Here is an 11,890-nt window from a genome sequence, read left to right on the forward strand (position 1 = left end):
GCGAGGGCATGAGTGATCCAGTTCGCGCAAGTGCTTCCCGGCATTTCCACCGGTCAACGGCGGATGGGGATTACCTCTACCTCGGCGTGCATGGCGCGCAGCCGTTGGGCCGAGTGCAGGAGCGAGATCTGGGCGAAGGCGAAGAGGGAATCGACGTCGATGTCCTGCCCGTCCTTGAGGAGGATCCCGAACACCACCCGGAGCGCGCCGAGGTCCTCCGCCCCACTGCGCGTTCCGGAGCGAGCGACCACCTGCGCGAGGAACTTCTCGCGCACCTCGCTGTCGGTGCGGAGCGTCTCGACCGCGACCACTCCTTGCGCGAAGAGGTGGTTGAGAGGCGCGGTCTTCGACGCCTTCTTCACACAGATCAGCTCACCCTGGGGACCGAGAACGTCGCAGATCTCCAGACCGCCGCCGTTGAACCTCTCGGTGACGATGGTCTTCTTGTCGAACAGGGTGTAACCGGGCTGCCTTGCGATCAGGTCGTTGTACCAACCCTCGTCGTGCGAGTCCTGCCCCTTCGGGTTGCGAACGCCCTTCGGCCAGGCGGGCAGCGTCAACGTTCCCTTCTGCGCGAGGAGCTCCCGCAGCTCCTCTTCGAGCGTGGTCAGTAAGTCGGCACCGACCTCGTACCACTTCCCCTGACCGTAGAAGTACCGGTGTGCTCCGGCCGGGACGTCCGCGATGAGCCACTCACAGCCCTTGGTGGAGGCACTCGCAGGAGTACGGCAGTCTTCATCGCTGTACATCGTGATGCGCGCTCGTTCGAGAGCGTTCAAGCGGTCACCCTCTTCCTTGTCCCGGACGAACTGGAGAAGAGTGCGGAGGTCGAGATCGGTCACCTCCTCGCGGCCGTGTCCCGGTCTGGTGAGCCGAAACGCCTGGGCGGACCCGAACGCCTCCAGGCAGGATTCCGGCACGCTGAGAGCCAGGCGAGCGCTATTCGAATCCGCGATCAGCCGCTCCAGCGCACCCTGGGCATCCTCCGCTTTGCGACCGGAGGGCGCGAGGGTGCGAACCCGGTCGACGAAACGCAGCTCTGGAAGAGGCTCTTCACGAGCGCAGACCTCCTCGATCGCTCGCAGATCACCGAGGAAGTCCTCCGGGTGGGTCGCCAGGGGCAGCTTGATGGTCGATTCCGCGCGTTCCACCTTGACCCGATGAGCCTTTCCGCCCCGCACAGAGGTCAGCGGGATGCCGCTGACGGTGCCGCACAGGCGTCTGACAATGGCGCCGAACCGGTCCAGCCCGAAACCGTCGATTCGTTCGCCCCGGGCGGCTGAGTATTCGTCGACCCGGCCCCGACCGTCCATGATCTGGTTGCGGACCTTGATGACGCCGTCTTCGTCAAGACTGCGCGTGGCGAACTCGAGGCCGAAGTCGTCGTCGCGGTAGTAGGGATCGAGCATGTGGTGGCCTACGCCGTAGCTGAGGGCGTACAGACCGCGCTCCGTCCTCATGAGGACGAGGCCCGCAGCGGAGTGGCTGCGCTCGCTGACTTCGATCCCGGTGATGGCCTGGACCGCGGCGCACCAGTCGGCTCTCTCACGGGGAATCCCTCCTGTGATCAACAGGCCCTCGATGCCGTCCTTGACGAAGTCCTGGACCTTGTACCCGGGGCGATCGAGGTAGCGGCTGCGGACGAGGTCCCGGAGCTCGATCGTGCGCTCCGCGGGGACTCTGAGACGGTGGAGGGTTGACTTGCGAGTGGTGCGCTTGCGCTGCTGGGTACTGCTCATGGGATGGCCCTTCAGGTCGTAATAAGGACAGGCGGCGCTTGGGCATGTGCTGATTTCTCGCTGTTCCGGCCGAACCCACGTCAGTCGCCGAGCGTGAACTCGAGTGCCCCTGCGCGTAGTTCGTCCTCGGTCTGGGTGAGACCACCGCGGTGGGACACCTCTACGGTGTAGAACTTCGAGCCTGGGGTGATCTCGTCGACCGTGAACGAGAAAGTGCAGCCCGCCTCGGTCTTCTCCCCGAGGCCGAGGGAGCTGGTGGCGACCAGGGTTCCCGCCGCATCGGTGACGTTGACCTGGGTGCCGAAGTCCATGTCGGAGTAGCCGCCCGTGCCGGAGCACGGCTGCCCGTCTTCGAGGTCCGCGCCGACGTCGGTGAGTGTGATCGTGCCATCGGTATCGAACGGTTCCGGTGCCTTCGTCTCCTCGGCCGTGACGGCTTTCGAAGGGCTGTCACCCTTTGCCCCGACTGTGACTCCGCCGATGAGAGACACGGTCAGCCAGCACGTCGCCATCGCTGTGGCTCCTGCGCCGACACCGAAGGCCAGGACAGTGCCCCGTCGCAGTCGCGCCCAGCGGGATGGGCCTGATGGTCCGGCCGGGTTACGGCCCCCGCCCGGTGCGAACGTGGGCGTGGACGGGGCTGGGGCCGCCGCCAGGGCAGGGTTCGGTACGACGGGGTTCGGGACCTGGAGGCGGGGCGGGGACGTGAGCAGGCAGCTCGGATTCGGACATCGCGGTGCTTCCTCTCAGGACTTGAAACGAGGCGGAGGCAGGCGGCCGTGAGCGCGGCAGACCCGCCCCGCCCGGTGGGGGAGAGCCGAAGGGGTCGGCGTCAGCCGACCTTCTCCCACTTCAGGCAGCCCTTGGTCTCGAAGTACTCGCCCTTGTTGACCGTCACGCGCGACTGGCCGGTGATGTTGTCGTTGGCGATGATCGCCCCCATTTCGCTGGAGGCGTTCTTGTTCCGGGCCCAGTAGCAGCCGAGGCCGAAGTCGTCGTTCTCGGGTCCGGCGGTCTTGTAGGTGCCGGCCTGGATGTCCTCGCCGACCAGGTACTGGCCGTCGCCGTCGATGGTGTCGGGCAGGCCGGGCTTCTTGGTCGGCTTCGGCTTGGCGGTGACCGTCTCCTTGGCCGTCTCGGTGACGGTCGCGGCTGGCTTCGGCGCAGAGGCATCGGCGGTCTTGGTGACGGTGACGGCGGGTGCGGGCCACGCGGAGTCCGTTGCGCTGCCAGAGTCTCCGCTCCCGCCGATTGCGGCACCGAAGATCAGCGCGACGAACGCAGTCGCACCATGAGTGAGCCATGCCTTCCGGCGGGACGGCTTCTGCACCGGCGGCTGCAGCGGGGGCGGCACGGTGCCCCAGCTGGTGGCCGGGCCTGCCCCGGCGGGCTGGGCGGCGGGCGGTATAGAGGGCGTGCCGGTCATATCGGGGACCTCCGGGTTGTCGCGTGGTCAGTCCCACGCGGGTGGTGTGTCAACGGAGGCCAAGGTGACGTTCGCGGATGACAAGATGAGTGAATGAATGCGATAACCCCGGTTATCAAACATGTCGGTTGCAGCAGGACCCGTCCGCAGTAAGGTTCTGCCACCTGCTCCGTAGCCGGGATTTCCTCCCGGAGCCGACAGGGCAAGGCCCGTACGGGAAGGGGGGAGACGATGAGCGCTGCGCTCGAAGCGGGATCCCACATCCTGCCCGAGATGCCGGCCTGGCGGATCACATACGCCGAAATCGCCGCCCTCGCACATGTGCAGCGGCCCGTCCCCACCACCTGGAGCCGCAGGCACCCGGACTTCCCCGTGCCCGTCGCCTATGAGGACGGCCGCCCCCTGTTCGACGCCCGTGCGGTCGTCGACTGGCTGACGACGACCGGCCGCGGCAATGTTGACCCTCGCCGGCTGCGCGCCGAGCTGGCCCTGCACACCCTCTCCGCCTGGCGGACCCCCACCCTGCCCGCATCCGTTCTAGTGGGGGCGCTGACCGCGCTGATCTGCCTGCGCCAGCAGCTCGACACCGCCGTGTCGGGCCAGAGCTGGGAAGCGCTCCTGGCCCGGGCCGACGACCTCGACTCCGAGGACACCTTTCTCCTCGCCGAGCTGCGTGCCGTGCCCGACCCGGACCGCACCGGCCCCGCCCTTGCTGCTCTTGCGGACGAGCTGACCGAGGCCGCCTACACCCCCGCCGAGGCCTTCGACTGGGTCCTGGAGGCCCGCCGCCGCCTCGGCTCCCATGACCTGGCCGCCGATGAGACCACCCCAGCGGTTGTCCGGGCTCTCGCAGCCCTGTCCGGTGTCGACGTCCTCGGCGAGGAGTCTGTCATCGCCACCCCCCACGCCCGCGCCGGCGACCTCCTCGCGGCCCTGCACGACCGAGCCGCCGAAGGCTCCGGCCACACCTACCTTGCCGCCGACCCCGACCCGGCCCAGGTCCGCCTCATACGCCGACGGATGCTCGTACGCGGGGTGTATGAGTTCCATCTCGACGTCATGGAGGGCGAGGACCTGTCCTCCTCCGCCGACGAGTGGGGGTACCCGGACCTGCTGGCCTGCGTCCTCCCGTACGAAGGCGCGGAGACCCGCAGCCCGCAGGTCGTCCTGGAGCAGGTGCAGGCGCTCACCGACTACCTCGACAACGGCTCCGTGGCCGTCGTGCTCGGCCCCGCCGACGTCCTCGTACGCGCGCTTCCCCGGCACGGCGAGGCCGACCGGCTGCGCCGCTCCTTCCTTCACGAGGGTCTCCTGAAGGCTGCGATCAGCCTGCCCGACGGGGCGTTCGCCTACCGTCCCGGCTACCGCACCGCCGTGTGGGTGCTGTCCCGTACGGCGGAGGCGGAGCGCGCGGGCCGCGTCCTCCTCTCCGACTTCTCGGCGCAGCCGCTCACCGAGCCGGTCCTCGACGCCCTCGCCGAGGACATCGCCATCTGGCGCTCCTCCGGCTGGCGCGGGGACCGCCGCCACGAGCCGCGCCACGCCGTGATCGTCCCCGCGAAGGACCTCAATGACCGACCGGGCACTGCCTTCACCCCGCATCAGCGCCCCGCCGAGGCCCGCTACACCCGCGCGGTTATCGAACGCCCGGCCCGCATCAGCGACCTGGAGCAGCGTCTGACGGAGCTCCAGGAGCAGGCCCGCCGACAGCAGGCCGACCTGCGCGCGGCGCTGCGCATCCAGGCCGTCCTGCGCCCCGAGGATCAGCCAGTACGGCGCACCACGGTCCGCCGGCTCATCGAGGAGCGCCGCCTGCGCCGACGCCCTGGCCACCGCATCGCGCCCGAACACCTCACTGCCGAGGGCCACTACCCGGTGCTCGCCCCGGACGAAATTCTCGGCACCGCACGGCTGGGCAGCCGCCGCATCGACCGCGGTTTACTCCTCACCGCGTACGAGCACGCACAGTTCACCGAGCCCGGCGACATCGTCGTCACGGCCAACCCGCGCTTCGGCGTCCACGTCGACGAGGAGGGCCTGTCGGTCGTCACCGCTCCGGCCCGCATCCTGCGCGTTCACCCCGACGCCGACCCGCCGGTCCGGCCGAGGGTGTTGGCGGCGCTACTGAGGGCGGCGGCCGCCGAGTACGCCCGCACCAGCGGTGCCGTACGGGCCTCCCGAAGCATCGAGGACCTGCTCATCCCCGATCTGGGGCGAGCCGAGGCCGAGCGCTACGACGCCGCGCTCGCCGAGATCGAGAGCCGCGCGGCGCTGCTGCGGGAGCAGTCCGCCGCCCTCGACGACCTGGCCCGCATCACGGCCGCCGGTATTGCCGACGGCACGCTGACCATTCAGAACCTTCCCGGAACCGACGACTGAAGGAGACGGTCTGCCTAATGGCTACCGCTGCAAAGAAGCACACTGACCAGGCGGAACTGTTCAGCGCCTCCACCGCCAAGGAGATCCAGGCGATCCTGTGGAAGGCCGCGGACAAGCTGCGCGGTTCCATCGACGCTGCGCAGTACAAGGAGTTCGTCCTTGGTCTGATCTTCCTGAAGTACGTCTCTGACGCCTTCGAGGAGCGCCGCGCCGAGCTGGCCAACGAGCTCGCCGAGGACGGCATCTCTGACGACCGGCTCGCCGACTTCCTGGAGGACCGCGACGAGTACACCGGCGCCCACGTCTTCTGGGTCCCGGAGACCGCCCGCTGGTCGTGGATCGCTGCCAACGCCAAGAGCCAGGGCGTCGGTAAGCTCCTCGACGAGGCGATGGACACGGTCATGCGGGAGAACGCCGCTCTGACCGGCGTCCTCCCGAAGATCTTCAACCGCGACAACGTCGACCAGAAGCGCCTGGCCGAGCTCGTCGACCTCATTAGCGACGCCCGCTTCGGCGGCACCGAGGACAAGCCGGCGCAGGACGTGCTTGGCGAGGTCTACGAGTACTTTCTCGGTAACTTCGCCCGCGCCGAGGGCAAACGTGGCGGCGAGTTCTACACGCCCCGGTCCGTCGTCCAGCTGATCGTCGAGATCCTGGAGCCGTACGAGGGGCGCGTGTACGACCCGGCGTGTGGCTCGGGCGGCATGTTCGTCCAGGCCAGCAAGTTCATTGAGGCCCATCGGGGGCGCGGCCACAAGGCCGACATCGCGGTCTACGGCCAGGAGCTCAACGAGCGCACCTGGCGCCTGGGCAAGATGAACCTCGCGATCCACGGCATTGACGGCAACCTCGCCTCCCGATGGGGCGACACCTTCGCCGACGACAGGCATCCGGACCTCAAGGCCGACTTTGTGATGGCCAACCCGCCCTTCAACATCAAGGACTGGGCACGGGACGAGGGCGACCCCCGGTGGAGGTTCGGTGTCCCGCCGAGGAACAACGCCAACTACGCCTGGCTGCAGCACATGGTCTCCAAGCTGGGCGAGCGGGGTACAGCTGGCATCGTCCTGGCCAACGGCTCAACGAGTTCCCAGTCGAGCGGTGAGGGCGAGATCCGCCAGGCGATGGTTGAAGCGGACATGGTGGCGTGCATGGTTGCGCTCCCACCGCAGCTGTTCCGTACAACGGCTATTCCGGCCTGCCTATGGTTTCTGTCCAAGGACAAGTCACCGCAGGGCGCGAAGCGCCTGGACGATCGTCGCGACGAGATCCTTTTTATTGACGCCAGCAAAATGGGCGAGATGGCCGACCGCACCGAGCGCATCCTGACGGAGGCCGACCTCGGGAAGATCGCTGCGACGTACCATGCGTGGCGGGGGACGGCGTCGGCTCGTGAAGAGGAGCTGACCTACGAAGACGAGCCCGGGTTCTGCTTCTCGGCCGACTTGGCGAAGGTCCGTGAGCACGGGTACGTGCTGACGCCCGGACGGTACGTGGGTGCCATCGAAGCAGAGGAAGAGGACGCGGAGGCGGTGGCGGCGAAGATTGCCACGCTGACAGAGGAGCTGTACGGGCTGTTCGCCAAGTCGGCGGAGCTGGAGAAGACGGTTCGGGAGCAGCTGGGGAGGGTCGATGTCTGAGTGGCCCAAGGTCCGTTTCGACCAGTTTTCTTCGCTGGACCGGTGGGCGTTTTCCATCGGCCCGTTCGGATCAAAGGTAACGACTGGCGACTATCGCGATCACGGAGTGCCTTTCATTCGAGGCGTCAATCTGGCAAAAGGAATCTTCACGGATTCGGAGTTCGTTTTCATCTCGGACGAGAAAGCCAACGAGATCGAGTCTGCAATCGTGCGGCCTGGAGATATTGTATTTACCCGTAAAGGGACGGTAGGCCAGGTCTCGATGATTCCACGAAATCCGCGCTATGAGCGGTACGCTATCTCGGGGAGTCAGGTAAAGGCCCGAATCGATGAGCGTCGTGCCGTGCCTGAATTCTATTACTATTGGTTCAGGTCCCCCGCTGGCCGCCACAGCATTCTTGAGCACGCCGTCACGACTGGAGTGCCAAGTCTTGCTAACTCGCTCGCGAGTATCCGTGGACTCATGGTACCGAATCCCCCTTATGCTGAACAGTTGGCAATGGCCCAGGTGCTCGGGGCGCTGGATGACAAGATCGCAATCAACGATCGCATCGCGGCCACGTCTCAGCAGCTCGCACTTTCTCACTTCTCTCGGGCCGTCCTTGCTGACGGATCCGTTGAGGTTGATGTCGAGTCAGTATCCAGCGTCCTCACCCGGGGGATCGCTCCCAAGTATTCTGAGGTGCCAGATGATCTCGTAGTCCTCAATCAGAAGTGCATCCGTGAGGGCCGCGTTAGCCTGGCTCCTGCACGTCTGACGCTCCGTGAAAAGGTAAAGGAACCGAAGCTCCTTCACCGTAACGACGTGCTGGTCAATTCTACCGGGGTCGGAACGCTCGGGCGAGTTGCACGGTGGACTTCTCATGACGCGGCAACAGTCGACTCGCACATCACGATCGTGCGCTTCGACGGGATGGCGGTCGACCCGGTCTGCGCAGGATTTGCCATGCTTCACGCGCAGCCCGAGATTGAGGCGATGGGTGAAGGCAGCACTGGCCAGACCGAGCTCCGGCGTGCTCAGCTCGGCGCACTGGAGATCACACTTCCCAGCAGGGCTCAGCAGCAGCAACTCCGCCCCAAGCTCGACGCGCTGGAAGAGTCGGCCGGTCAGGCTTTGGCTGAATCCGTGGCCCTCGTTACCCTCCGCGACACCCTCCTTCCTCAGCTCATGTCCGGTCGGATCCGAGTCAGCGACGCCGAGAAGATTGTCGAGGACCACGCATGACGCATCACCGCAACGACAACGGAGAGCGCCACAACCCCTTGGAGTCCGACTGGGAGTTGCTCGCCCTCGACGAGCTGGCCGAGCTGGCCTGGGAACACACGCCCGGAAACGAGTTCGCGCCCGGCTCCGACCACCGCAAGTCGTGGGACGACCTGATCCTCTACCGCGACCTTCGCGAGGCGGTCGAGCGGCTCAACCCCGACCTTCCCCCGGACGCTGTCCGCGACGCTGTCGCAGCTGCCGCGACCCCGGCATCGCAGGACACGTACGAGGAGAACCGCACCGCCCACGGGTATCTAACGGCCGGCATCCGCGCTGTCACGTACACCGACGCTTTCGGCGCCGAGCACAACCCCACCATCCGCCTCGTCGACCTGGACGACCCGGACGCGAACGTCTACCGCGCTCTCAATCAGGTCACCGTCATCGACGGTGAGCGGAACCGCCGCTTCGACGCCGTGCTCTATGTCAATGGCCTGCCGCTCGCTGTACTCGAGCTGAAGCGGGCCGGCGACGAGGATGCCACGCTTCAGACGGCGCACTCGCAGGTCACTCGCTACGTCGAGGAGTTCCCGACCGCCTTCCGCTACAACGCGGTGGTCCTGCTCTCCGACGGCATTACGGCGAAGTACGGCACACCTTTCACCCCGTATGAGCACTTCGCGCCTTGGAACACGGACGAGTTCGGCGCCCGCGTTGACCCGCTCGACGCCGAGGGCATATGGGATTCGGGCCAGAACCTGGCCGTGCACGGCCTGTTTACCCAGCCGCGCTTCCTCTCCCTCATCAGGTCCTTCATTAACTTCGTGCCATCGAAGCGGATGAAGCGCATCGCGAAGCCGCATCAGTATTACGCGGTGACCCGCGCCGCGGAGGCCGTACGTGAGGCCGCGGCGAGCGACGGTAAGGCAGGTGTCGTTTGGCACACGCAGGGGTCAGGCAAGTCGGAGGAAATGGTCCTCACGACGACCGCTGTGATGCGCGACCCGGCGCTGCTGAATCCGACCGTAGTCGTCATTACGGACCGCACGGATCTCGACGACCAGCTGTACTCGACCTTCCTGGAGAGCGAGATCCTCCCGGAGGCGCCGAAGCAGATCCTCACCCGGGCCGAGCTGCGCGAAGAGCTGGCAGCCAAGCGCACGGGCGGCATCCTCTTCACCACCCTCCAGAAGTTCGGCCGTACCAAGGAGGAGAAGGAGTCCGGAGCGGACCACCCGCTGCTGTCGGACCGCCGCAACATCGTGGTCGTCGTCGATGAGGCGCACCGGAGTCACTACGACTCTCTCAACGGCTACGCCCGCCACTTGCGCGACGCGCTCCCGCACGCCACGCTTCTCGCCTTCACTGGGACCCCGCTCTCCCAGGCCGACCGCAACACCCGCGAGGTCTTTGGCGACAAGGGCGAATACCGCGGCTACATCGACGTCTACGACCTTAAGCGCGCAGCCGACGACGGCGCCACCGTCAAGGTCTTCCACGAGAGCCGCGTCGTCCAGCTCGTCCTGGACAAGGACGTCGACCCGACGAAGATCGATGAGGAAGCCGACCGCATCACCGACGGCCTCGACGACACCGAGCGGCGCCGCGTCGAGCAGGCCGTCGCCACGATGAACGCGATGTACGGCGCGCCCGCCCGCATACGGGACCTCGCCGCGGACCTGGTGGAGCACTGGGAGGGGCGGCGTGAGCGGATGAAGCCGTTCGTCGGCGTCTCCGAGACGGGCGGTGCGGCCGGCAAGGCGATGGTGGTGTGCGCGACCCGAGAGATCTGTGTCCGGGTCTACGACGCCCTGCGCGAACTGCGGCCCGAGTGGCACAGCAAGGAGATCGACAAGGGGGCGATGAAGATCGTCTTCTCCTCGAACTCCCGTAAGGACCCCGAGCACCTGCTCACCCACGCCCTGAGCGATGGCCGGCGCAAGGCGGTCATCAACCGAGCCAAGGACCCCGACGACGAGCTGGAGCTGCTCATCGTCAACAACATGCTCCTGACCGGCTTCGACGCCCCGCCCGTCCACACGATGTACCTGGACCGGCCACTCAAGGGTGCCAACCTGATGCAGGCCCTGGCCCGCGTCAACCGCCGCTTCCGCGCCAAGGAGGACGGCCTCCTCGTGGGGTACGCGCCGCTGACGGAGAACCTTCAGCGGGCGATCGCCGAGTACACCGAAGCCGATCAGGAGGACCGCACGCTCGGCCAGGACCTCGACCGGGCACTGGACGAGCTGCGCAACGAATACGACATCCTCACGGACATCCTGCGAGGCTTCGACTGGCAAACCAGGCTGGCCATGCCGTCCAAGACGGCGTTCATCGACGCCGCGATCAGGGCCGCCAACTACCTGCGGGACCCGCGCACGGCGGGCAACGACCCGGACAAGCTCGACGACCCCCGCCAGACGCTCGGTCGGCGCTTCCGCGAGCATTCCTACCGCCTGGAGCGCTTCTACGCCCTGTCCGCCAGCGCCAAGAACATCGGCGAGCGCTTCCCGGACCACCCGGCCTGGCGACGGGACGTCCAGTTCTTCGTCGAAGTCCGCGCCTACATGGCGAAGTACGACGCGATGGACCGCGAGGCGCGCGGTCTGCCGGTCGCCCGCGATGTTGAGTTGTACCTCGCGCAGCTGACGTCCTCGGTCGTCGAGACCGGCGGGGTGACAGACCTGTTCGCCGAGGCCGGTCTGGAGACCGCAGACCTGACGCACCTGAACGACGCGCTCGTCGCGCAGCTGCAGAACAGCGAGACCCCGCACTTGGCGGCGGAGGCGCTGCGGCGGCTCATCGAGCGGAAGATGCGCGAGGTGACGCGGCACAACATCGTCCGGCGTACGACGTTCTCCGAGCGGCTGCAGGACCTGATGGTCCGATACATGCGGCAGCAGTACACGAGTGCGGAGCTAATCGCCAAGCTCGTCGAGATGGCGAAGGAGGTCATGGACGACGCCCGCCGCGGCGAGAAGTTCGAGCCGCCGCTTGACTGGCGCGAACTCGCCTTCTACGACGCGGTGGCCGACCACGGCACGGCGCGCTCGGTGATGGGCGACGAGGTGCTGGCCAGCATCGCCCGCGAGCTGGTAGCGGAGGTCCGCAGCAAGCTCAAGCCCGACTGGATCGCCCGCGAACCGGTCCGCGCCCGACTCCGCAGTGCCATCAAGCGCCTCCTGGCCCGCCGCAACTACCCGCCGGACCAGGAAGTCGAGGCCATCAACCTGGTCCTGAAGCAGATGGAGCACTTCGCCAATGAGTGGTCCACAACCGGCGGCCGGGAGAGCTGACGCCAACCCCGGAGACTTCGTGGTCACGCCTTCACTGCTCTGTGCCTGGGGACGTGCCACACGTTGAGGAGAGATGCAGGGATCGCAACGCTCCCGATTCCAGTAAAGCGATGGGCAATTGGATGATGGCAGTCACTCTCTCGGTGGCCGAAGGGGCTGCCACCCGCACCGAGTGGCGATCGCCGTCTGACAGACCGAGGGAC

At 66.9% G+C, this 11,890-nt stretch carries 7 protein-coding genes; 4 read left to right on the forward strand and 3 right to left on the reverse strand.

Annotation, left to right across the window (positions count from 1 at the left end; translation table 11 throughout):
- Positions 1–53 precede the first annotated feature (53 nt).
- From ACFYNP_RS33535 to ACFYNP_RS33545, 3 genes are all read right to left on the reverse strand, one after another.
- Positions 54–1,739, reverse strand: coding sequence for a DUF6119 family protein (locus ACFYNP_RS33535; RefSeq protein WP_388790899.1), 1,686 nt, complete (start codon positions 1,737–1,739; stop codon positions 54–56).
- Between the two features lie 80 nt (positions 1,740–1,819).
- Positions 1,820–2,251 (reverse strand): hypothetical protein, encoded by a 432-nt coding sequence (locus ACFYNP_RS33540; protein WP_388790901.1) that lies wholly within the window; start codon positions 2,249–2,251, stop codon positions 1,820–1,822.
- Positions 2,252–2,571: 320 nt separating this feature from the next.
- Complete coding sequence (locus tag ACFYNP_RS33545) at positions 2,572–3,165, reverse strand: hypothetical protein (protein WP_388790903.1); 594 nt, start codon at positions 3,163–3,165, stop codon at positions 2,572–2,574.
- A 231-nt stretch (positions 3,166–3,396) separates the two neighbouring features.
- Between ACFYNP_RS33545 and ACFYNP_RS33550 the strand changes: the two genes are divergently transcribed.
- From ACFYNP_RS33550 to ACFYNP_RS33565, 4 genes are read left to right on the forward strand one after another with little or no spacing between them, the layout of a single operon-like run.
- The gene (locus ACFYNP_RS33550; RefSeq protein ID WP_388790905.1) at positions 3,397–5,544 is read left to right on the forward strand and encodes a hypothetical protein; all 2,148 of its coding nucleotides are present in this window, start codon (positions 3,397–3,399) and stop codon (positions 5,542–5,544) included.
- Between the two features lie 17 nt (positions 5,545–5,561).
- Positions 5,562–7,184 (forward strand): type I restriction-modification system subunit M, encoded by a 1,623-nt coding sequence (locus ACFYNP_RS33555; RefSeq protein ID WP_388790907.1) that lies wholly within the window; start codon positions 5,562–5,564, stop codon positions 7,182–7,184.
- Complete coding sequence (locus tag ACFYNP_RS33560; protein ID WP_388790909.1) at positions 7,177–8,409, forward strand: restriction endonuclease subunit S; 1,233 nt, start codon at positions 7,177–7,179, stop codon at positions 8,407–8,409. Before ACFYNP_RS33555 ends, ACFYNP_RS33560 begins: the two co-directional genes overlap by 8 nt.
- A complete protein-coding gene (locus ACFYNP_RS33565) occupies positions 8,406–11,687 on the forward strand; it encodes a type I restriction endonuclease subunit R (protein ID WP_388790911.1) in 3,282 nt (1,093 codons plus the stop codon). The genes ACFYNP_RS33560 and ACFYNP_RS33565 overlap by 4 nt, the downstream gene beginning before the upstream one ends.
- Positions 11,688–11,890: the final 203 nt, after the last annotated feature.

Source organism: Streptomyces sp. NPDC006691, assembly GCF_042869955.1.
In the GTDB taxonomy this organism is placed as follows: Bacteria; Actinomycetota; Actinomycetes; order Streptomycetales; family Streptomycetaceae; genus Streptomyces.